We start from the raw sequence: 21,885 nt of genomic DNA, 5'->3' as shown, positions 1-21,885 counted from the left end.
ACGTGCTCGTTCGCACGCTCGACGAGGTGACCGACACCGACGCCGACATCAAGACCCCCAACTGGCGCAGCAAGCGCATCATCCTGGCGAAGGAGGGCGTCGGCTTCTCGGTGCACGAGACCACGCTCTACGCCGGGACCGTCAACGACTTCTGGTACGCGAACCACATCGAGGCCGTGTTCATCACCTCGGGCGAGGGTGAGGTCGAGGACCTCGCCACCGGCAAGGTGCACGAGCTCAAGCCCGGCACGCTGTACCTGCTCAACGACCACGACAAGCACCAGGTCCGGCCGCGGACCGAGATCAAGTGCGTGTGCGTGTTCAACCCCCCGGTGACCGGCCGCGAGGTGCACGACGAAAACGGCGTGTACCCGCTGATCACCGAGGACGCGTAAGAGAACCGGAGCGGCAACACAGGAGGCGAAGCCCGTGACGCTGATGGACACCCGGGTCGACGACGGTTACCCGACCCGGATCACCGGTGCGCCGGAGCACCTTCCGCGCGTGCACCCCACCGTGTGGGGCACCGAAGCCGATGGTCCGATCGACGCCGCGACCCTGGCGAACCACGAGGCCCGCGGCTACACGGTGGACGACGACCTGCTCTCGGTCGGCGAGGTCCAGACGTACTGGCAGGAGCTGGTGCGGCTGTCCTCGAACCGGGAGCCGGCGCAGGACGAGCGCGTGATCACGGAGGCGCGGACCGGCGAGGTCCGGTCGATCTTCGCCGTCCACGACATCTCGGACCTGATCTCGGAGCTGGTGCGCGACCCGCGCGTGCTGGACCGGGCGCGGCAGCTGCTCGGCTCCGACGTCTACCTCCACCAGAGCCGGGTGAACTACATGCCCGGGTTCAAGGGCACCGGGTTCTACTGGCACTCGGACTTCGAAACCTGGCACGCGGAGGACGGCATGCCGGCCCCGCGGGCGGTCAGCTGCTCCATCGCGCTGACCGACAACTACCCGTTCAACGGCGGCCTGATGATCATGCCGGGCTCGCACCGGACGTTCGTCCAGTGCGCCGGCGAGACGCCGGCCGAGAACTACAAGGCCTCGCTCAAGGACCAGCGGGTGGGCGTGCCGACCGAGGACGACATCACCAGGATGGCGGCCGAGCACGGCATCGAGCAGTTCACCGGGCAGGCCGGGTCGGCCCTGTGGTTCGACGCGAACATCATGCACGGCTCGGGGAACAACATCACGCCGTACCCGCGCTCGAACATCTTCCTGGTGTTCAACAGCGTGGAGAACGCCTTGACCGAGCCGTACGCCGCGAGCCGGCCGCGTCCGGCGTTCATCGCCGGCCGCGACACGACGCCGATCTCGCGCTGACGCGCACCCGAAAGCGGCCGACACGCACGCGTGCCGGCCGCTTTCGGCGTTTCTGTCGGCTTTTCGGGGCCGGCGCGGAGAATTCGCGTCAACCCGGCGGTGACTGATCCGGTGCGCTTTGTTACCGTGTCGCCACCGCGAGGGCGTGTGGCCCGCGCGAGAACCGTCTTCGCGGACGACCGGCGGGTGCTTCGCTCGGGGTGAGCAGACCCCACCCGGTCGCTCACGGCGACGACGGGCGGACCGCGCCCCCTGGCGGCCCGGCCGGAGTTCCATTCACGACCCCGCACCAGCGGATCGGGACCGATGGTGCGGGGTCGTGTCATGTCCGGCGGAAGCCGCAGGCCCGGCGCGCCCCGGCAGCGGAATCCGCAGAGTGACGAAGTTCCTGGTGACCGGCCTGTGGCCGTCCCGACTGGGTGGTACAGGTCCGCCTGCCGTCACGGTAAGTTGAATTTTCCGACGAGGGAGACGTCGGACAACCGTGATCCCCGGGGAGGTGGGCGCGAGCGTGGCCGAAACCCGCTTCCAGCTGCTCGGGCCCGTCCAGCTCTTCGCCGGCGACGTCCCGGTGCCCATCGGCGGCCCCGGCGTCCGCGGGCTGCTCGCGCTGCTGGCCCTCCAGCCCGGCAAGGTCGTCGCGCTCGACGACATCATCGACGCGCTCTGGGGCCACGACCCGCCCGCGACGGCCCGGACCATCATCCACGGCAACGTCTCCCACCTGCGGCGCGTCCTGCGGGACATCGAGAGCGACGCCGCCATCCTCACCACCCCGCCCGGCTACCGGCTGGTGGCCGAGCCCGGGCGGATCGACGCCCACCGGGCGCGCACGCTGCTGGACCGCGCGTCCGTGGCGAACCCCGAAACGGCGGCCGCGCTGCTGGCCGAGGCGCTCGCGTTGTGGCAGGGCCCGGTGCTCGGCGGGGTGCCCGAGTCCGTGCGGGCGCCCGAGCTGGCGGAGCTGCGCCGGGCCGTGCACGGCGCCCGCGTCGACGCGGACCTGAACCTGGGCCGGCACGCCGAGCTGATCGTCGAACTGAGCCCGCTCGCCGATCCCCTGGAGGAGCGGACCGCGGGCCAGCTGATGCGGGCGCTCTACCACGCCGGGCGCCGCGGGGACGCGCTCGAGCTGTACCGGACCGTCTCCCGCGCCACCGTCGCCGCCCTGGGCGTCGAACCCGGCGCCGAGCTGCGCTGGCTCCACGAGCGCGTGCTCAACGACGACCTCCCGGCGCCGGCGGAAGGGCCCGCGAAGGCGATTTCGCAGCTGCCCGCCGCGGTGCCGAGCCTGGCCGGGCGCGCCGGCGAACTCGACTGGCTCGACGCGCTGGTCACCCGCGTCGAGGCCGGGGAGACCACGATCGCCGTAGTCACCGGGACCGCCGGCGTCGGCAAAAGCACGCTGGTCGTCTGGTGGGCCCACCGCGTCGCGGCGCGGTTCCCGGACGGCGTCCTGTTCGCCTCGCTGCGCGGCTTCGACCCGCACCACCCGCCGCTGGAGCCCGCCGAGCTGCTGACGCAGTTCCTGCTCGGCCTCGGCGTCGAAACCGCGCAGGTCCCGGAGCTGCTGCACGAGCGCGTCGCGCTGTACCGGTCACTGATCGCCGGGCGCCGGATGCTCGTGCTGCTCGACGACGCCCGCACGGCCGAGCAGGTGCGCCCGCTGCTGCCGCCGAGCGCGCGCACGATGACCGTGGTGACGAGCCGGTCGCGCCTCGACGGGCTCGCCGTGTCGAACGCGGCCAGGCAGCGCGTGCTCGGCACGCTCGCCCCCGGCGACGCCGTCCGGCTGATCGAGGAGCTGGCCGGCCCGGCCGAGCACAACCACACGCTGGCGCGGCTCTGCGGTTACCTCCCGCTCGCGCTGCGGATCGCCGGCGCCCGGCTGTCGGCAAGCCCGCAGCGCACCGCGGCGGAGCTCGTCGACGAGCTCGGCAACGAGCGCACACGGCTGGCCGGGCTGCAGGTCGACGGCGCCGAAGACGGGGTGCGCGCGGCCTTCGACGTCTCCTTCCGCGGCCTGCCCGGCGAGATCGCCGAGACGTTCCTGCAGCTGGGCGGGGTGCCCGGGGTGATGGTCGGGCCGCACCTGATGGCCGCCGTCGCGCAGATCCCGGTGGCCGAGGCCCGCCGCCGGCTGCGGGCACTGGCCGCGCACAACCTCATCGAAGAGACCGCCCGCGACGTCTTCGCCCCGCACGACCTCGTCTGGCTCTACCTGCGCGAGCTGGCGGAGCAGGAGCTAGGCGAGAAGGAGCGCGACGAGACGCTCGTCTGGACGGTCCGCTACTACCAGGCGGTGGCCGACCGGGCCCGGCGCCGGCTCGCCCGCGTCGTCGACCCGCTCGACTTCGCCGGCGTGCTCGCCGAAGACGTGATGCCGCCGCTGCCGGGCTTCGCCGAGGCGCAGGACTGGTTCGGTGCCGAGTGGCCGAACCTGCTGGCGGTGCTCGACGCCGCGTACGCCGCGGGCCGCTACGACGACGTCTGGCGGCTGGCCCTGCTCGGGCACACCTACCGCGTCGCGTGCCCGCTGCTCGACGAGTGGACGCGGATGGCCGAGCTCGGCGTCGCCGCCGCCGTGGCCGCGGGGGACGTCGCCGGGCAGTGCTGGCTGCGGCTCACCCGGTGCGAGATCGCGCTGACCTTCGAGCTGCCGGGCGCCGGGCTCGCCGACGCCGAGCGGGCGCGGGAGCTGGCCGCCGGGCTCGCCGACGACCGGCTTGCCACCGCGGCCGACCTGCAGCTCGGCCGCGCGCTGAGCCGGCTCGGCGAACACGACCGGGCCGTCGAGCGGCTGCGCACGGTCATCGCGGCGGCCGACGGCGACGCCGTGCTGCTCGGGCAGGCGCTCAGCAGCTGCGCGGCGGCGGAACAGCGGGCGGGCCGCTTCCCCGACGCGATCGCCCACCAGCTCGCCGCGCTGCGGATCGACCGCGAGCTGGGCGACGACGACCGGGTCGTCCGCTCGCTGGACGACCTGGCCGCGCTGAGCCTGCGGGCCGGGGACCAGCCGGCGGCCGAGCGCTACGTCCGCGAGGCGATCGACCTCGCGATCAGCCGGGAGTTTGTCGCGCGCGAAGGCGCGTTACGGCTGACATTGGGCCGGGTCCTGCGGGCGAAAGGCGATCCGGCCGGCGCCCGTGAGCAGCTCGCGATGTCCGTGCGCATTTACGAACGCGTCCACCCGAAGCTCGTCGGCGAAGTCCGCGCCGAACTCGCTGAACTGCAGTGACGATTCGGCCGGCTGTTGCAAACGGGTCACGGCCGCCCGGTGACCGGGGAATCCTTAGTGGATTCTTAGTGCCCGCCTCCGCCGTCCGCGTAGGTTCGGCGGTGCCGGTGGAGCCCTGGGGAGGGGCAGGCTGTGAAGCCGGTGCCAGGCCCCATCAGGAGCACGGGGGAAACCCCGGCGGGGCCCGGAGCCGCCAGGAGCGGCTCGTGGCGGCCCGGCCGGCCGAGATGGGGGTAGGCCGGCCGGTCGCCAGGCGGGTGCCGCCGATCAGCCCACGTTGGCCGTGCAGAGCGCGATGCTCGTCCCGCTGTTCTCCGCGACCTTCTTGCCGTCGACGAGAATGGCGCACCCGATATCGTTGTATGAATTCGAATTGCGCGTGTCCGCGGTGAGCGTCAAAAGATAAGAACCATTGTTGTACGAAGCCTGGCCCTGCCACGCGTCGGTGCTCGCGGGCGCGGTTTCGGTGCGCTGGTCGCTGAGGCTGCCGTAGCGCACGGTCGCGCCGCCGGCGGAGGTCACCTGGAAGACCACGGCGTGCTTGTCGCCGGCCGCCGCGGGCATGTGCAGCCCGGAGCTGCCGCCGCCGAGGAAGGTCGAGTAGACCAGCATCCCGCCGGTCGAGAGCAGCGCCACGACGGAGACGACGACGGCGGTGATCGCCAGCCCGCGGCCGCCCACGGTGCCCTTCTTGACCTGGACCACCCCGAGGACGCCCAGGACCAGCCCGATCGCGCCCAGGGGCCACGCGACGAACCCGATGTCCGGGACGAAAGCGACGGCCAGGGCCGCGATCCCGAGGAGCAGGCCGACGATCGCCAGGATGTTCCGGGCGGGTTTCGCATTCGCTTGACGACGCTCAGTGGCCGTCACCGGCGGCGCCGGCCTGCTGCCGTGGCGCGCGGTGGTCGGCGGGTACTGCGGGTCGGTCATCATGCCTGCCCCTTCGGATGGGAGTGCGACGACGTTAACCCATAAGTGTGGCCCAGAACGAAATTGTTACATTCTGGAAAAAGTCATTGTCCCACCATTTTGCGCCGGGTATCGGTATTTCCTGACCTCGCGCGCAGGGTGTGGCCCGGTGATCAATGGGAAGAATATCGGAGTTCCCACTGTTCGATGCGGTCTTCCGCGACCTCACGGCCGGTATCGTAAATTCGGTACGAACATCCCGGCACCGCCGTGAGGCCTACGACGAGTGGCGGGTCGGTCGCGGAGTGCAGGCCGGATATCGGACTTCTCAGTCGAAAAGACTCACTTCGGGAGTGATCTCGAGGAGCTCGAACACCGGCCGGCCGCGGCGGCCGTCGATCGTGGTCGTGCGCACGACCCGCAGCCGGGCGGTCACCGGGTGGTCGAGGTTCTCCTTGATCTCGTCGAGCAGGTCCTCGGCCACGGCGCCCTGGATGGTCCCGCCCGACTCGCGGTCGAGGTAGAAGATCCGCCGCCGGGTGCGGACGCCGTCGAGCCGCCCGCGCACCGTCTCGTAGCCGACGGCCTCGCGGGACTCCCGGAGGCTGCCCTGCAAGATCCGCGCCTGCTCGGTCGTCATGCTGCGGGTGACCTGCTCGCCGGCGGTCGGCGTCAGCGCCATCCCGATGCCGGCGTTCTTCGCGACGGCGTTGACGATGTCGCTCACGGCGTTGCGGACGGTGTCGCGCTGCAGCAGCACGGCGTCGAGCGCGCCGTCGTCCGAGCCGTTGGCCGGCAGGAAGTCGCACAGCTCCTTCACGGCCCGCTCGGACAGCGTCTCGATGCCGTCCACGATCAGCGCGTCGTCGGCGACGTCGAGCTCGGGGAAACCGAAGAAGATCGCGTTGCCGGCCTGGCCGCGCTGGATCAGCGGCGCCTTGTCCCGGTCGGCCTGCTGGACGATGGTGACCTCGCCCGAGGGGTTCCGGATGATGTGCCCGATCTTGGCCGTCGCGTCCTGCAGCGCCCGGCTGATGTCGGAGAAGGTGTAGGCGTCGATGTGCTGCTCGCCGATCACGGACACGTGCAGCAGCGGCGACCGGGACGTCCGCTCGAACTTGGCGTTCGCGGCCATCGCCGACGCGCGCGCCAGGTCGTCCAGCCAGGTGCCGCCCGGGATCTCGTCGGCGATGCGCCGGAACTCGTTCCTCACCAGATCATCTCCGGGTAGCCCTTGCCGCCTGCGGCCCAGACCTCGGCCCAGGTGTCCTCGTCGCCGGGGCGGCACAGGAAGCCGTCCAGCATGCCCCCGACCGGCTGCACCTGGTCCAGGTACATCGCGGGCTGCCCGACGATCACGCCGCGCAGGGTCAGCAGGCCGTACAGCGCCGACCGGCCTTCGTCGTCGAGCCGCTTCAGCGCGCCCCACTCGTCCGGGATGAGGACGACGTCGAGGCCGCGCGGCGGGTGCGCGGTGCGCATGACCAGCTCGCCGCCGATCCAGGCGCGCCCCGACGGCATGATCCGGCGGGCCACGCCGAGGTAGCTGTTGAGCGCGCTGAAGAGGATCTCGCGCTCGTTCTGGTGCGGGGCGTCGAAGACCAGGCGCTCGTAGACGTCGGCGAGGTCGCCGGCGTGCCGGCCCGGCGGCAGAACCTGCTGGGGCGTCCAATGGGGGAGCGCCACGCCACCCCCTTCTCAGCCTCGCTCACAGTGCGTAGCCGAATTTACCAGGATGGGTGTCAGGCACCGCGCCCAGGCTGGTGCGGGGCCTGCGGCCACTGGTGGGTGGCGTCGGGCAGGTCGTCCGCTTCGGGCCAGACCGGTTCCTCTTCGGCGGGCCAGTACTCGTCCTGCGCCCCGCGTTGCGGTGGTAGCGGGAGGCGCCCTTCCCGGTGCCCGGCGGGCTCGGGGGTGTCCTCGTCGTAGCGGGACTCCTCGGTCGGCTGGAAGTTCGCGGCGGGGATGAACTGCGTCTGCTCAGCTTCATTGCGGGGCGTGGGCTCGTAGTAGGGCTCGGGTTCCCGGGTGGGCTCCGGCGCGGTGTGCTGGGTGCGCAGGACGAGCCACGCGGAGACCGCACCGAGGGCGAAGGCGACGATCAGCCACAGCCAGATCTGCCCGAACAGCCACACCATCCTGCTCACACCCTTCAGACGACGGTGATCTCGACGCGCCGGTCCTCTTCGCCACCGGCGGCGGGCCGGGTGTCACCCAGCCCCCGCGACGTCACACGCCCGGCGGTCAGCCCGTTCGACGTGAGGATCCGCGCGACGGCCCGGGCGCGGTCCCGGGAGAGTTTCAGAGCGGCGCTCTCGCCACCGGGCCCACGGGCGACGTGCCCGGTGACGCGGTACCGAAAGGTCGCAGGCGACTTGGCGAGCGCGACGGCGACGCCCTTGGCGGCCAGCTCGCCTTCGGGAGTGAGCCGAGCGGTGTTCGGCACGAAGGCGATGGGCGCTTCGGCAAGCATCCGATCGATCTCGGCCTGCACGCCGGCCTTGTCGGTGGGCGGCGGTGCTGAGCTTGTGGTCGTTGTCGGGCTTGGCTGTGTTGTCTTTGTCGGGCTGGGGCTGGGGCTCGTTGTCGGTGTCGGGGCCACGGGGATGACGTCGCCGGAGATCTGCGCGGCCCGGACACCATCGACGTTCTGGACGACATCGAGGGCGCGCAAGGCCTTGTCGGGCGGAAAGCCGCTGAGGGTGGCATCCCGGCCGTCGAAGCTGACGGAGCCCGCGGGAAGCCCCGCGGCGGCGAGCGCGTCTTGGGACTTCGTGGTGAGGTCGCGCTGGATGCTCCCGGCCTGCGCCCAGGTCACGACCCCCGCCAGCAGCGCCGTGACCAGCACCGCGATCGGGATCAACCGGATCCAGCCACGCCCACCGGACATGAAGCGACTGTAAGCCGGACGAGGCAGCTTGGCGACCTGGGAGAGCGGTCCGTCCACAGTTTGTCCCCAGCCGGGTCGACATGTGGACAACTCGGGTTGCGGTGATCGTGCGGACACGTTCTGTCGGATCCCCCCGTTACGCTGGAGACGGGCGGCCCCCCTTGGGAGTGGTGGGGTATGTCTGTTGGGTCACCAGGGGGCGGTTTTCGCAGGTTGGTGGGGGTGGTGGTCTCGGAGCGCGAGCGGAGCCGGGCGGAGCGAGCGGGCGGAGCCGGGCGGAGCCGGGCGCAGCGAAGCAGCGGAGCGAGCGGGCGGAGCGCGAGCCGGCGGAGCCTGGCTCAGCGAAGCGAGCCTGGTGCAGCGGGTGGGCGGAGCGCAGCGGAGTGGGGGAGCTGAGCGGGCGGAGCTGAGCGGAGTCTGGCGCAGCGGAGCGGAGCGAAACCGGGGAGCTGAGCGGAACCTGGCGCAGCGGAGCTGAGCGAAGCAGAACCCGGCACAGCGGGCTGGCAGAGTCTGGCGCAGCAGAGCGCAGCGCAACGGGCGAAACTGAGCGGGGCGAGTGAGCGAAGCGAGCCTGGCGGAGCAGTCGGGTTCGGCAGGGCTTGGAGCCAGGCGATCCTTCGGCCGTCAGACAGTTCGGCGGACTTGAGGTGGGCGGGCAGCCGGAGCCCCGATGATCCTGGGCCGTGTCGGGTGCCCACAGACATGCGCCGCTAGGACCGGCGCGAGATCGGTAGAGAGATCAGCCGCGAGGCGGGCAGCGAGATCAGCCGCAGGGCGGCAGCGGAACAACCGCAGACCGTCAAGCAGAACTAATCACAGAGCCGCAGGCAGCCGGACAAACCGCAGGGCAGACCCCTCAGCCCGACAGCAACCAGCCGAGAGGCGCGAAGACCCCCGACGTGAAACCCCAACCTCAGCTGGCCTGCTGCTGTTGCTGAGCGTTCTCCGCCGCTTCGAGAACCTCGATCGGCACCAGCGGTGCCAACTGCGGCCGCTTCGGGGACAGGCCGTCGCCCATCGACTCGCCTCGTAGCTGGCGGCGGATCCACGGCAGCAGGTGCACCTTCGTCCACGCCAGGTCCGACCTGCGCGAGTCGATCCAGCGGCTCGGGGTGTCCTCTGATGGCCACGGCTCGCGCCAGTCGCTGGCCACCGGGATGCCCAGGACCTCCGCCGACTTCAGGGCGATGCGGCGGTGGGCCTCCGGGGAGAAGTGGAGGCGGTCGTCGCTCCAGGCTCGGCGGTCGTGTAGCGGGCCCATTGTCCACAAGTCCACCATGCGGGCTCCGTGGCGCTCCGCGATCGCCCACAGGTGCGTGTTGTAGATCGCCACCTTGCCGCGCAGCACCGACATCACCGACAGCACCTTGGTGTCCGGGCCGTTGAAGATGAGTACCGGGATGCCGGCCTCGCGCAGCTTCGCGACGCCCTCCTCGAACCGCTCGACGACCGCTTCGACGTCGGCGCCCGGGACGATGATGTCGTTGCCGCCGGCGCAGAGCGTGACCAGGTCGGGCTTCAGCTCCAGCGCGATCGGCAGCTGCTCGTCCATGATCTCGTCGAGCATCTTGCCCCGCAGGGACAGGTTCGCGTACCGGAAGTCGGACCGCCCGGCCGCCAGGATCTCGGCCAGCCGATCGGCCCAGCCCCGGAACGAACCGTCCGGCAACGCGTCGTTGAGCCCCTCGGTGAAGCTGTCACCGAGCGCCACATAGCTGTCGAATCCGTACACGTTGGGTCCCCTTCCCGTCCTGCGACCGACCACCCCGACATATAGTTGTACACCCCAACTAACGAATCGGGCCGCACCCCCACGATGCGCCCACCGCCACCGCGGGTTCAGCCAGCGGTAACAGTGTCTTATCTTGTCGGCCTTCCGCGCTTCTGTATTACGCAGTCTTCACCTTCGGTATGCCGTGAAACAGCACACTCGGAGTTAAAACCGGCACCCGATGTGGCGAAGATCTCCCCGGCCGGGGCGTTCCGGGGCTGATCCGGCAGGCTGGACACGTGTCCGAACAACCCCGCGAGTCGCTCGCGCAGATCCTCGGCGGCCGCCGGGGTGCGCTCGACGCCAGCATCCCGCCGGTCGGTTTCGTCGTGGGCTGGCTCGCGGCCGGCCAGTCCATCGCCTGGGGGGCGGGCGCCGCCATCGCGGTCGCCGTCGCGCTCGGGATCTTCCGGTACGCCCGCGGCGGCAAGATCCGCGCGATCGTGGTCAGCCTCGCCGCCGTCGTCGCGGCCGCGCTGATCGCCCTGCACACCGGCCGCGCCCAGGACTTCTTCCTGCTGCAGCTGATGTCCAATGTGGCCAGCGCGCTGCTCTGGGCGGCCAGCATCGTGGTCCGCTGGCCGCTGCTCGGCGTCGTCGTGGGCCTGGTGCTGGGCCAGAAGACGCGCTGGCGCCGCGACCCCGTCCTGCTCAAGGCCTACTCGAGGGCGAGCTGGGTGTGGGTGTTCGGCCAGTACGTGCTGCGCGTCGTCGTCTACGGCCTGCTGTGGTGGTCCGGCCAGGTGATCGCGCTCGGCGTGGCCCGCACGGTGCTGTCGTGGCCGCTGGTCGCGCTGACCGTCGCGGTCAGTGGCTGGGTGCTCTACCGCGCGTTGCCGCCGGAGCATCCCGGCCTGCGCTTGACCCCCGAAACCCGGCCGGACGACGTACCCGGGGCATAAGGCGGCCCCCGGCGAGGGGGGAGGGTCCGGGGGCCACTGCCTACGGTACCCGGACTACCCGGGTTCAGTCGACGTTTTCACGTCTTCGCGCCGCGTTTTGCTCATTTTCCCAGGAGCGCCGGTCTCGGTGCCCCCTCGCCGAAGGCGTCGACGGCGGCCAGCCAGGCCGCCCCGAGCACCCCATCGGAGCTGGTCAGCACCTCGAGACCGGTCAATCCACGCCGCACGAGCGCCCCGACCGGGCTGGTCCCGGTGAGCACCGAGCCGACGAGGACGACCGGGGTCGACTCGCCGGGCTCGCGCGCGGCGAGGGCGTTCGCGACCAGCAGCCCGGCCCCGCGGGCCACGATTTCGCCCGCCGCGGGCTCGCCGGCGTCGTGCGCCGCGCTCACCAAGGGGGCGAACCGGGCCAGCCGCACCGGCGCCTCCGCGTTGGCGTTCGTGATCAACGCCCGGGACGCGGCGAGCCGCTCGGCGTCGGTCCGGACGTCCACACCGGACGGTCCGAGCGCTTCGGCGAGCACCGCCGAGGGGAGGCCGTCGAGTGACGACCCGCGCCCGAGTGCCTCCAAAGTGGACCGGACGGCTTCGCGGCCGAGCCAGAACGCCGACCCCTCGTCACCGAGCAGCCAGCCGTAGCCGCCCGCGGTGCCGGCCAGCCGCCGCTTCCGGATCCGGCCCGCGATCGAGCCGGTGCCGGCGACGAGCACGGTCCCGTCCGGCGCGGCGGTCGCGGACGCGTACGCCACTTCCGCGTCGGCGACCGTGCGCACGACGCCGGTGAGGCCGATCCGGGCCCACGCCGCGTCGAAAACCGCGGCGATCGCCGGGTCGCTCAGCTTGCTGACCCCGGCCATGCCGACGACGCACGCGCGCACGCCGCCGGGGTCGCGCCCGCCGAGGGCCGCGGTGATCGCGTCGGCGATCCGGCCCGCGGCCACCTCGGGCGCGTGCGCGTTGGGGTTGGCGCCGTCGCCGCGCCCGGTACCCAGCACGACGCCGGCGGCGTCGACCAGTGCGGCCCTGGTCGACGTGCCGCCGGCGTCCACGCCGACAGCGAAGGTCACCGGGTCTTGGTCACCTTCAGCAGGCCGCGCGGGCTGTCCGGGTCGCCGCCGCGGGCCAGCGACAGGCCGAGCGCGAGCCGCTGGAGCGGCAGGATCTCCAGGATCGGCGCCAGCTCCTCGACGGTCGGCGCGACGTCGATGCGCAGCGCCGCGGGCACCTCGGAGGCGGCCGAGCCGACGGCGAGGACGTCCGCGCCGCGCTTGCCGACGGCCTCGAGGACCTCGTGCATCGCCTGGCCGCCGTGCCCGGCGCTGGTCACCGCGAGCACGGCGGTCTCGCCGTTGACCGCCGCGACCGGGCCGTGCAGCAGGTCCGCGCCGCTGTACGCGCGGGCGGCGAGGTAGCTGGTCTCGGCCAGCTTGAGCGCGCCTTCGAGCGCGGACGCGTAGGAGTAACCGCGGCCGGTCGTGAGGACGCGGTCCACGAAGCGGTAGCGGTCGACCGCGCGCTGGACGCCCTCGACGGAGCCGTCGAGGGTCTGCTGGGCCAGCTCGCCGATCTTCTCGGCGTCGGCCGCCTTGCCGCCGCGCACCGCGTCGATCAGCAGGTACAGCGCCATCAGGGTGGCGGAGTACGTCTTGGTCGCGGCGACGGCCGTCTCGACACCGGCGCCGATGTCGATGCCGAGCTCCGACGCCGCGCGCAGCGGCGACTCGGGCGTGTTGGTGACGGACACGGTCAGCGCGCCCTGGCGGCGGGCCGTCTCGGTCACCTCGATCAGGTCAGGTGAGCCGCCGCTCTGGCTGACCGTGACGAACAGCACGTCCCGCAAATCGGGCCGCGCGCCGTACAGCGTCGCCGTAGACGGGGAGACAAGACCAGCCGGAAGGCCGAGCATTACCTCGATCAGGTACTTCGCATACAACGCTGCGTGGTCACTCGATCCACGCGCGGCGAGCAAAGCGAAGCGCGGGGGGCGTTGTGAGATCTTTTCCGCCACCCCGGCGATTTCCGCCTGACGCTCGACCAGTCCGGCCAAGACGTCCGGCTGCTGGGCGATCTCCGCGGCCATGTGCTCGCCGGGCCGTTGTTCGGTCATCATTTTCCTCTCCACCTCCGGCATTATGTACCGGACTCAGGCGGCGTCGGTCAGGTCTAGACCAATCTTAGTGGGGCGGCGCGTTTGGGGAAAAGGGTACGTTTCTTACGGGGACGTGGCGTGTTATGAGGGAAGACATAGGGAGTCGGGCATGTTGGACACCACCACCGCGGGCGAGGCGGGTGCCGTCGCCGGGATGCGCGGTCAGCGAGAGCCCAAGTACTGGGCACTGAAACAGCACCTGCTGGACCTGCTCGACGTGCTGCCGCCCGGGTCGCCGATCCCGACGGAACGCGCGCTCGCCGGGGAGTTCACGGTCTCCCGCACCACCGTGCGCCAGGCGCTGGCCGACCTCACCGCCGAGGGCCGGCTGCACCGTGTGCAGGGAAAAGGCACCTTCGCGGCCGAGCCGAAGCTCGCCCAGCGGCTGCAGTTGTCCTCCTACACCGAGGACATGCGCAAGCAGGGCCTGAAGCCGTCGTCCAAGCTCCTGGAAGTCGAGGAGCTCCCGGTCGAGGGCGATCTGGCGAAACTGCTCGGAATCCGGACGGGCGCGAAAATTCTTCGCCTTCGACGGCTTCGACTGGCGGATTCCCAGCCGATGGCACTGGAGACGACGCACCTGCCGCTCGGCCGCTTCCGCGGCTTGCGCAAGCACGTCTCGGCGGGCGCGTCGTTGTACGCCGTTCTGCGCGAGCACTACGGCGTCGAACTGGAACGCGCGGAGGAGACGATCGAGACGTCGCTCGCCGGGCCGCAGGAAGCGGAGATGCTCGGGGCGGACGTCGGCATGCCGGTGCTGATGCTGACACGGCACTCGTTCGCCACCGACGGCAAGCCGGTGGAGTTCGCCCGCGCGATCTACCGGGGGGACCGCTACAAGTTCGTCACGACGCTGATGCCGTAGGGCCAGGTTGACGGGGGTCTTCGGGCACGGTGGAGTGTGCTGGTGACAGCCACCGAAGACACCGGGATCCGGTGGGGGACGCACGCCGCGCGCGGCGTGCTCGCCACGACCATCCTCGGCTCCGGCATGGCGATGCTCGACGGCACGATCGTCAACGTCGCCCTGCCCCGCATCGGCACCGAGCTGGGGGCGTCCGTCGCCGGGCTCCAGTGGATCCTCGACGGCTACATGCTGGCGCTCGCCGCGCTCATCCTGGTCGCCGGCTCGCTCGGCGACCGGTACGGCCGGCGCCGCATGTACCTCATCGGCGTCGTCTGGTTCGGCGTCGCGTCCGGGCTCTGCGCCGCCGCGACGTCGACCGAGATGCTCGTCGCGACGCGCATCCTGCAGGGCATCGGCGGCGCGCTCCTGACGCCCGGGTCGCTGGCGATCCTCCAGTCGTCCTTCGCGCACGACGCGCGCGCCCGCGCGATCGGCGCGTGGTCCGGCCTCGGCGGCATCGCGGCCGCCGCCGGGCCGCTGCTCGGCGGGCTGCTGGTCCAGCTGTGGTCGTGGCGGCTGGCGTTCCTGATCAACGTGCCGATCGCGGTCGCCGTCGTCTTCATGGCGCGCAAGTTCGTGCCCGAGTCGCGGGACGAGGAAGCGACCGGGCACCCGGACTTCGGCGCCGCCGCGCTCGGCGCGATCGGCCTCGCCGGGATCACCGGCGCGCTGGTCGAGGCGCCGGGACGCGGCATCGGCGACCCGATCGTGCTGGTCGCGGGTGTGCTGGGGATCGCGGGGCTGGCCGCGTTCGTGTTCGTCCAGCACCGCTCGCGGGAGCCGCTGGTGCCGCCGTCGCTGTTCCGCGACCGGACGTTCACCCTGTCCAACGCGCTGACCTTCGCCATGTACGCGGCGCTCGGCGGCGTGCTGATGCTGCTGGTCATGCAGCTGCAGGTCTCGCTCGGCTACTCGCCGACCGCGGCCGGCCTGTCCGGCCTGCCGCTCACGGTGATCATGCTGCTGCTCTCGGGCCGCTCGGGCGCGCTCGCGCAGCGCATCGGCCCGCGGACGCAGCTGGTGGTCGGGCCGATCGTCGTCGGCATCGGGATGCTGCTGATGCTGCGCATCGCGCCCGGCGCGTCCTACCTCGGGGCCGTGCTGCCCGCGGTCGTCGTGTTCGGGCTGGGCCTGGCGACCGTGGTGGCCCCGGTGACCGCGACGGTGCTCGCCGCGGCCCCGGACCGCTACGCCGGCGTCGCGTCGGGCGTCAACAACGCGATCGCCCGCTCCGGCGGCCTGCTGGCGGTGGCGGTGCTGCCCGCCGCGGCCGGGCTGACCGGCGAGGCGTACAACGACCCGGTCGCGCTGACCGCGGGCTGGCGGACGGCGTTGATCATCTGCGCGGTCCTGGCCATCGCCGGCGGGCTGATCGCGCTCGGCATCCACAACGGCGTCCTCGCGCCGCCGACTCCCGCGCCCGCGCCGCCGGCCGCGGACGAGTCGTCCCACCCGGACGAGGCGCCGCACCTGGGCGAGTGCTTCAGCTGCGGGGTCGAGGGCCCGCCGACGCACGTGCGCCGGGGGACCCCCGCCTGACTCAGGCCAGGATCTCCGCGAACAGCGCCGGGTCGACGTTGCCGCCGGAGACGATCGCCACCGTGCGGCCGGTGGGCAGCTCGGCCGCGTGGTGCAGGTAGGCCGCCGTCGTCACCGCGCCGCTGGGCTCGGCGACCAGGCGGGCCTTTTGCGCCAGCGTCCGGACGGCGTCGCGGATCTCGTCCTCGGTGACCGTGACCATGGCGTCGACGACCTTCGTGAGGTGCGCGAACGTCAGCTCGGACGGCTGGGCGCGCAGGCCGTCGGCGATCGTGCGGGCGCGGTCGGCCATCGGCCAGTCGACCTGGCGGCCCAGCCGCAGGCCTTCGGTCGCGTCGCCGGCCAGCGCGGGCTCGACGCCGATGACCCGCGCCCGCGGGCAGCGCGCCTTGATCGCGGTGCCGACGCCGGCGGCGAGCCCGCCGCCGCTCACCGGCACCAGCACGACGTCGACGTCCGGCAGGTCCTCGGCGATCTCCAGGCCCGCGGTGCCCTGCCCGGCGATGATCGCCGCGTGGTCGTAGGGCGGGACGAGGGTCAGCCCGCGTTCGGCGGCCAGTTCGTGCGCTTTGGCCTCGTGTTCGCCGATCGGCACCTCGATCACCTCGGCGCCGTAGGAGCGGGTGGCCTCGACCTTGATCCGCGGCGCGACGTCCGGCACGACGATCACCGCGGGCACGCCGTACCGCTGCGCCGCGTACGCGACGGCCTGCGCGTGGTTGCCGCTCGAGTAGGCGATGACGCCGCGGGCGCGCGTCGCGGCGTCGAGGGTGCCGATCGCGTTGAACGCGCCGCGCACCTTGAACGCGCCGATCGGTTGCAGGCTCTCGGGTTTGAGCCACAAGGACTTGCGCGGGTCCCACGTTTGGAGCAACAGCGGCGTGCGCACGGCGACACCTTCGACGCGCTTCGCGGCCGCCTCGATGTCGGAGATCGTGACCAGTTCCATGTGCCGAGTATGTCAAGAAACCGTTCGGTTTACACTGTCCATAGTGGACGGTCAACGTGGCGCTCCTCACGCTGCGGCAACGAGGGGAGTTTCCCGCGCGCCTTACACGTTGGACAGGGGAGAAGACTTACTACCGGATCGGGATCATGAGCAAGGAGAACGCAGCGACTTCCGAAACGAAGGAAGCAAAGTCAGGACTGCGCATCGCGCAGGTGATGGCGGCGGCGCTCGCGGCGGTGACGGCGGCGCTGCTGGGGTCGACACTCGGCGTGGCGGGCACGGTGGCCGGCGCGGGCGTGGCGAGCGTGATCACCACGGTCGGCGGCGAGGTGTACCTGCGCTCACTGCAGCGCACGCGAGCGGCCGCGTCGAAGGCCCGCCAGCTGGCGACGTCGGGCATCCGCCGCCGAGGCGGCGCCGAGGTGCCCTTGGCCGAGCAACCCACGGTCCGGCTGAAGCGCCCGGACGACCTGCCCACGGACGGTCCGGACGACGAGCCGGGCAGGCTGCGAAAACTGCGCTGGCCACTGATCATCGGCACGAGTGTGGTGGCGTTCGCGGTGGCAATCCTGGCGATGGTCAGCGTGGACGCGGCCACGGGCGGCAAGGTAGCGGGCGGCACGGGAGCGGGCATCGGCAAGATCTTCGGCAGCGGCTCGGGCCCCTCGACCCCGACCCCGTCGACGACGCCCTCGACCTCGACGAACGACACCCAGGACTCACCGACGGACACGTCGTCGACGACGACGCAGTCGAACACCCCACCGACGACCTCGTCGGACACACCGACCACCACCCCGACAACGCCGAGCACGACCTCCCAGAAGCCGACAACCTCGGCGGCACCCCCGACCAGCCAGGGCGCGGCGTCCACCCCGACCCCGTAAAGCCGTGAAGGACTCCTTACCGGCCATAAGAGCCGGTAAGGAGTCCTTCACGGACTTCAGCGTCAGAGCAGGTGGGAGCGCAGTTCGCGGGCTGCCGCAGCCGGGTCCTCCGCCTCCGTGATCGCCCGGACCACCACGATCCGCGACCCTCCCGCCGTCAGGACCTCCGGCAAGCGCGGGACGTCGATGCCGCCGATGGCGAACCACGGCCGGGACACCGCGGCGGCGGCCGTGGAACGGACCAGGTCCAGGCCCGGCGCCGAGCGACCCGGCTTCGTCGGCGTCGGCCAGCAGGGGCCCGTGCAGAAGTAGTCCACACCCGGCTCGGAAGCAGCGGCCGCAGCCTGCGAGACCGAGTGCGTCGAGCGGCCGATCACGACGTCGTCGCCCACGATGCGGCGGGCCAAGGGGACCGGGATGTCGTCCTGGCCCAGGTGGAGGACGTCCGCGCCGACCGCCAGGGCCACGTCCGCCCGGTCGTTCACCGAGAGCAGTGCTCCGTGACGCTCGCACGCCTCCGCCAGCACCTCCAGCGCCGCGATCTCGCCGGCGGCTTCCAACGCGCCGGTCTTGTCGCGCAGCTGGATGATGTCGACGCCGCCGGACAGGGCCGCGTCGGCGAACGCGGCGAGGTCGCCGCGGGTCGTCCGGGCGTCCGTGCACAGGTACAGGCGTGCGGTGTCGAGGCGGGCGCGGATCTTGTCACCGGAGAGGGCGGGCATAGCGGCGACCGTACCCGGCGAGCTAGGGTGGCCGAGTCCGCACGGGAGCCCGAGGCACGGGCTGAGAGGGAGCTGCCGCTCCGACCGTGGAACCTGATCCGGGTCATGCCGGCGCAGGGAGCGTGATCCCATGACGAACACCTTGGCCGTGGTCGGTGCCGGCGTGATCGGCCTGTCCGCGGCGTGGCGCGCGGCCGCGAAAGGTCACGCGGTCACCGTCCACGACCCCGAACCCGTGCGCGGCGGCGCGTCCTGGCTGGCCGGTGGCATGCTCGCCCCGGTCACCGAGGCCTGGCCGGGTGAGGAAGACGTCCTCGCCCTCGGCGAAGAGTCCCTCCGCCGCTGGCCCGGATTCGCGGCCGACCTCGTCCAAGAAGGCGTCGACCCCGGGCTCGCCGGACACGGGACGCTGGTCGTCGCCTTCGACAGCGCCGACGCCGGGCACCTCGACATCCTCGCCGACCACCTGCAGTCCCTCGGCCGCGCGGCCGAACGCCTCACCGGGCGCGAGGCCAAGCGGCTCGAACCCGGCGTCGGGTCCGTCCGAAGTGGACTCCACGTGCCCGGCGACCTGGCCGTGGACAACCGGAAACTGCTCAACGCGCTGTACGCGGTCTGCGTCAACCGCCAGGTCCGGTTCGTCCGCGAACGCGTCGAAACGATCCCGGACGCCGACGCCGTCGTGCTCGCCGCCGGCGCCTGGACCGGCCGGCTGCACCCGCGGCTGGCCGACGCCGTCCGCCCGCTCAAGGGCGAGATCCTCCGGCTGAAACCGCGCCGCGGCTGCCTGCCGCCGCCGACGCGGACCGTCCGCGCCGTCGTCGAAGGCCGGCCGATCTACCTCGTCCCGCGCGGCGACCAGGAGCTCGTCCTCGGCGCGACGCAGTACGAAGCGGGCTTCGACCAGGCCGTCACCGCGCGCGGTGTCCGCGAGCTGATCGAGGGCGCCGAGCGCGTCTTCCCGGCGATCACCGAGTACGAGCTGGTCGAGACGGCCGCGGGCCTGCGCGCCGGCAGCCGCGACGCGCTGCCGTACCTCGGCGTCCTGGCCGACGGCGTCTACGCCGCGACCGGGCACCACCGCAACGGCCTGCTGCTGGCCCCCGTGACCGCGGCCGCCGTGGTCGCCTGGCTCGAAGGTGAGAAGCCGCCCGAAGGCGTCGAAGCGGCTTCACCCGCCCGCCTGCACCAGAAGGAGCACGTGTGATGGAGATCAAGCTCAACGGCAAGTGGACGGAGTTCCCGGACGACGCGACCGTCGCCGATGTCCTCGACGCCGCCGGCGGGCAACGGCCCGGCATCGCCGTCGCGGTCGACGGCGTGGTCGTCCGCCGCGGCGACTGGGCCGCCACCGCCGTCCCCAAGGGCGCGGCGCTCGACGTGCTCACCGCCGTCCAGGGAGGCTGAAGTGGACGAAGCACCGCTCGTCATCGGCACGCACAAGCTGTCGTCACGGCTGATCATCGGCACCGGCGGCGCGGCGAACCTCGCCGTGCTCGAACGGGCGCTGGTCGCGTCCGGCACCGAGCTGACCACCGTCGCCATGCGCCGCGCCGACGCCGAGGGCGGCTCCGGCGTCCTGGAACTGCTCCGGCGCCTCGGGATCGAGCTGCTGCCGAACACCGCGGGCTGCCGCACGGCCGCCGAGGCCGTGCTCACCGCGCGGCTGGCGCGCGAGGCGCTCGGTACCGATCTGATCAAGCTCGAAGTCCACGCGGATGATCGGACGCTGCTCCCGGACCCCGTCGAAACCCTCGACGCGGCCGAGCAGCTGGCCGCCGACGGGTTCACCGTGTTCGTCTACACGAACGACGACCCGGTGCTCGCGCTGCGCCTGGAGGAGGCCGGCTGCGCCGCCGTGATGCCGCTGGGCGCGCCGATCGGCACCGGCCTCGGGATCCGGAATCCGCACAACATCGAGCTGATCGTTTCGCGAGCGGGCGTCCCGGTGATCCTCGACGCCGGAATCGGCACCGCGTCGGACGCCACCCTGGCGATGGAGCTCGGCTGCGACGCCGTCCTGCTGTCCACCGCGGTCACCCGGGCCAGCGACCCCGAGCGGATGGCCGCGGCGATGCGGTCGGCCGTCGTCGCCGGGCGGCTGGCCCGCGGCGCGGGGCGGGTGCCGCAGCGCTTCTGGGCGCAGGCGTCGAGCCCGCCGCGGTGAACCGGAGCGCCTTAACACCGAACCTGCACCGCCAACCCGTAAGGTAGACGGAACTTTCCGGCGCACCCGCGCACGGGTGAGGGCAGAAGGAGCCAGCCGTGACCACATCGGTTCAGGACACCTCGGGCAGGTTGTACCTCGCCGTGGGAAGGCTGTCCCGGTCACTGCGCCAGGCCGGTGTGCCGGGCCCCGGCCACGGCGCGATCTCCGCGCTCGCGACGCTGGTCCACGCCGGCCAGCTGCGCCTCGGCGACCTCGCGGCCAAGGAGGGTGTCGCGGCGGCGACCATGTCGCGGATCATCGCTTCCCTGGTCGAGGCCGGGTACGTCAGCCGCGAGTCCGACCCGGTCGACCGGCGGGCGTGGCTGGCGAAGGCCACCGAAGAGGGCGAGCGGCTCGTGTCCGGCGTCCGGTCGACGCGCGTCCAGGAGCTGAACCGGCGGCTCGACAAGCTGTCGCCGGAGCACCGCGAGGCGCTGACCACGGCACTCCCGGCGCTCGAAGCGCTGATCGCCGACGAAGACCGCTAAGCGGCGTTCTGCCGCAGCTCGGCCAGCTCCGCGCGCAGGGCGCGGAGCTCTTCGAGGATCTCGCGGTTCGCTTCGGCCTGCGTCGCGGCCTGCTTCGCCTCTTCTTCGCGGATGTCCTGGCGCAGCTCGTCCTCCATGCCGCTGACCACGACGGCGATGAAGAGGTTCAGCACCGCGAAGCTGGACACGAGGATGTAGACGACGAAGAAGATCCAGGCCATCGGCGCCTGCTGCATGATCTCCTTCGCGATGTCCGGCCACGCCTCGCCGGTCATCACCTGGAACAACGTGAACAACGACGTCCCGAGGTCGCCGAAGTTCTCCGGCGAGATCACGCCGAACAGCTTGGTCGCCATCACGCCGGCGACGAAGATGATCAGCCCGAGCAGCGCGGCGATCGACGCCATCCCGGGGATCGCCGCGAGCAGCCCGGAGACGACCTTGCGCATCGACGGGACGACGGAGATCAGCCGCAGCACCCGGAGCACGCGCAGCGACCGCAGCACCGCGAACGGCCCGGTCGCCGGGATCACCGCGATGCCGACGACCAGCAGGTCGAAGACGTTCCAGTTGTCACGGAAGAACGCGCCGCGGTAGGCGTAGAACTTCGCCAGCAGCTCGGCGACGAAGATGCCGAGCGCGATGTGGTCGAGGGTGTGCAGGAGGCCGCCGTAGCCGTCGATCAGCGACGTCGACGTCTCCATGCCGAGGGTGACCGCGTTGAACACGATCACCGCGATGATGAAGTTCTGGAAGCGGCGGTCCTCGAGGAACCTCGCGACCCGTTCGCGCCCGGTCAAGGCCGTCCCCCGTTGTGGTCAAGGATCAGTAAACGAGGAAAGGGTAACCGGACGGGTACTCAGCGCTCTTCGGGTGCCAGCCGCCAGAAGGCCGGGGCCGGTGTGGTCCGGGCGCCGCGCGGTGCCGTGTCGCGCAGGCGTCCGGCGACCGGTTTGCCCGGGTGCCGGGCACGGGCCGCAGGAAGGG

22 protein-coding genes and 1 riboswitch are annotated in these 21,885 nt (G+C 72.0%); of the genes, 11 read left to right on the top strand and 11 right to left on the bottom strand.

The window, feature by feature from the left end:
• Positions 1-2: 2 nt before the first annotated feature.
• The 3 genes from OG439_RS34190 (at position 3) to OG439_RS34180 (ending at position 4,570) form a co-directional block, all read left to right on the top strand.
• Positions 3-395, top strand: coding sequence for an ectoine synthase (locus tag OG439_RS34190; protein WP_247058629.1), 393 nt, complete (start codon positions 3-5; stop codon positions 393-395).
• Between the two features lie 34 nt (positions 396-429).
• Positions 430-1,332 (top strand): ectoine hydroxylase, encoded by a 903-nt coding sequence (gene thpD / locus OG439_RS34185; RefSeq protein WP_326944767.1) that lies wholly within the window; start codon positions 430-432, stop codon positions 1,330-1,332.
• Positions 1,333-1,843: 511 nt separating this feature from the next.
• The gene (locus OG439_RS34180; RefSeq protein WP_326944766.1) at positions 1,844-4,570 is read left to right on the top strand and encodes an AfsR/SARP family transcriptional regulator; all 2,727 of its coding nucleotides are present in this window, start codon (positions 1,844-1,846) and stop codon (positions 4,568-4,570) included.
• A gap of 267 nt (positions 4,571-4,837) precedes the next feature.
• On the opposite strand, the gene OG439_RS34175 is transcribed toward OG439_RS34180, so the two are convergent.
• The 6 genes from OG439_RS34175 to OG439_RS34150 form a co-directional block, all read right to left on the bottom strand.
• Positions 4,838-5,506, bottom strand: a complete 669-nt coding sequence (locus OG439_RS34175) for a DUF4190 domain-containing protein (protein ID WP_326944765.1) — start codon at positions 5,504-5,506, stop codon at positions 4,838-4,840.
• Between the two features lie 304 nt (positions 5,507-5,810).
• Positions 5,811-6,695, bottom strand: coding sequence for a hypothetical protein (locus tag OG439_RS34170; RefSeq protein WP_247058625.1), 885 nt, complete (start codon positions 6,693-6,695; stop codon positions 5,811-5,813).
• Entirely contained in the window at positions 6,692-7,168 is a 477-nt protein-coding gene (locus OG439_RS34165) for a DUF6932 family protein (protein WP_326944764.1), read from the bottom strand. Before OG439_RS34165 ends, OG439_RS34170 begins: the two co-directional genes overlap by 4 nt.
• A 56-nt stretch (positions 7,169-7,224) precedes the next feature.
• Positions 7,225-7,620: a hypothetical protein gene (locus tag OG439_RS34160; protein ID WP_326951685.1), complete on the bottom strand. Its 396-nt coding sequence runs from the start codon at positions 7,618-7,620 to the stop codon at positions 7,225-7,227.
• Positions 7,621-7,634: 14 nt separating this feature from the next.
• Positions 7,635-8,429, bottom strand: coding sequence for an OmpA family protein (locus OG439_RS34155; RefSeq protein ID WP_326944763.1), 795 nt, complete (start codon positions 8,427-8,429; stop codon positions 7,635-7,637).
• An 859-nt stretch (positions 8,430-9,288) separates the two neighbouring features.
• Entirely contained in the window at positions 9,289-10,107 is an 819-nt protein-coding gene (locus OG439_RS34150; protein ID WP_247058621.1) for an SGNH/GDSL hydrolase family protein, read from the bottom strand.
• 278 nt (positions 10,108-10,385) lie between these two features.
• On the opposite strand from OG439_RS34150, the gene OG439_RS34145 reads away from it, so the two are divergent.
• Positions 10,386-11,048, top strand: coding sequence for a DUF3159 domain-containing protein (locus tag OG439_RS34145; protein ID WP_326944762.1), 663 nt, complete (start codon positions 10,386-10,388; stop codon positions 11,046-11,048).
• 101 nt (positions 11,049-11,149) lie between these two features.
• Here OG439_RS34145 and OG439_RS34140 read toward each other — a convergent pair whose 3' ends face one another.
• Both OG439_RS34140 and OG439_RS34135 read right to left on the bottom strand, forming a co-directional pair.
• Complete coding sequence (locus OG439_RS34140) at positions 11,150-12,115, bottom strand: N-acetylglucosamine kinase (RefSeq protein ID WP_326944761.1); 966 nt, start codon at positions 12,113-12,115, stop codon at positions 11,150-11,152.
• Positions 12,112-13,158: an SIS domain-containing protein gene (locus tag OG439_RS34135; RefSeq protein ID WP_247063754.1), complete on the bottom strand. Its 1,047-nt coding sequence runs from the start codon at positions 13,156-13,158 to the stop codon at positions 12,112-12,114. Before OG439_RS34135 ends, OG439_RS34140 begins: the two co-directional genes overlap by 4 nt.
• Before the next feature lie 148 nt (positions 13,159-13,306).
• On the opposite strand from OG439_RS34135, the gene OG439_RS34130 reads away from it, so the two are divergent.
• Positions 13,307-14,062, top strand: a complete 756-nt coding sequence (locus OG439_RS34130) for a GntR family transcriptional regulator (RefSeq protein ID WP_247058618.1) — start codon at positions 13,307-13,309, stop codon at positions 14,060-14,062.
• 42 nt (positions 14,063-14,104) lie between these two features.
• A complete protein-coding gene (locus OG439_RS34125) occupies positions 14,105-15,643 on the top strand; it encodes an MFS transporter (protein WP_326944759.1) in 1,539 nt (512 codons plus the stop codon).
• 1 nt (position 15,644) lies between these two features.
• On the opposite strand, the gene OG439_RS34120 is transcribed toward OG439_RS34125, so the two are convergent.
• Complete coding sequence (locus OG439_RS34120) at positions 15,645-16,592, bottom strand: threonine ammonia-lyase (protein ID WP_326944758.1); 948 nt, start codon at positions 16,590-16,592, stop codon at positions 15,645-15,647.
• 146 nt (positions 16,593-16,738) lie between these two features.
• Between OG439_RS34120 and OG439_RS34115 the strand changes: the two genes are divergently transcribed.
• Positions 16,739-17,479 carry a hypothetical protein gene (locus OG439_RS34115; RefSeq protein ID WP_326944757.1) on the top strand — a complete coding sequence of 247 codons (741 nt, stop codon included), beginning with the start codon at positions 16,739-16,741 and terminating at the stop codon, positions 17,477-17,479.
• 62 nt (positions 17,480-17,541) lie between these two features.
• Here the strand turns inward: OG439_RS34115 and thiE are convergent, their stop codons facing one another.
• Complete coding sequence (thiE, locus tag OG439_RS34110; protein ID WP_326944756.1) at positions 17,542-18,201, bottom strand: thiamine phosphate synthase; 660 nt, start codon at positions 18,199-18,201, stop codon at positions 17,542-17,544.
• Positions 18,202-18,232: 31 nt separating this feature from the next.
• Positions 18,233-18,338, top strand: a riboswitch (TPP riboswitch).
• On the opposite strand from thiE, the gene thiO reads away from it, so the two are divergent.
• The 4 genes from thiO to OG439_RS34090 all read left to right on the top strand — a co-directional run bounded on the left by thiO (position 18,332) and on the right by OG439_RS34090 (position 20,898).
• Positions 18,332-19,408, top strand: a complete 1,077-nt coding sequence (gene thiO / locus OG439_RS34105) for a glycine oxidase ThiO (RefSeq protein ID WP_326944755.1) — start codon at positions 18,332-18,334, stop codon at positions 19,406-19,408. (Overlaps the previous riboswitch by 7 nt.)
• Complete coding sequence (thiS, locus tag OG439_RS34100) at positions 19,408-19,608, top strand: sulfur carrier protein ThiS (protein WP_247058612.1); 201 nt, start codon at positions 19,408-19,410, stop codon at positions 19,606-19,608. The genes thiO and thiS overlap by 1 nt, the downstream gene beginning before the upstream one ends.
• A gap of 1 nt (position 19,609) precedes the next feature.
• Positions 19,610-20,368, top strand: a complete 759-nt coding sequence (locus tag OG439_RS34095; RefSeq protein WP_326944754.1) for a thiazole synthase — start codon at positions 19,610-19,612, stop codon at positions 20,366-20,368.
• 98 nt (positions 20,369-20,466) lie between these two features.
• A complete protein-coding gene (locus tag OG439_RS34090) occupies positions 20,467-20,898 on the top strand; it encodes a MarR family winged helix-turn-helix transcriptional regulator (protein WP_247058610.1) in 432 nt (143 codons plus the stop codon).
• On the opposite strand, the gene OG439_RS34085 is transcribed toward OG439_RS34090, so the two are convergent.
• Complete coding sequence (locus tag OG439_RS34085) at positions 20,895-21,698, bottom strand: ion transporter (protein WP_247058609.1); 804 nt, start codon at positions 21,696-21,698, stop codon at positions 20,895-20,897. The two genes, OG439_RS34090 and OG439_RS34085, sit on opposite strands and share 4 nt — an antisense overlap.
• Positions 21,699-21,885: the final 187 nt, after the last annotated feature.

This window comes from Amycolatopsis sp. NBC_01307 (genome assembly GCF_035975215.1).
Lineage (GTDB): Bacteria > Actinomycetota > Actinomycetes > Mycobacteriales > Pseudonocardiaceae > Amycolatopsis.
The sequence above is the reverse complement of the archived record's forward strand: the minus strand, read 5'-3'. Positions and strand labels throughout refer to the sequence as shown.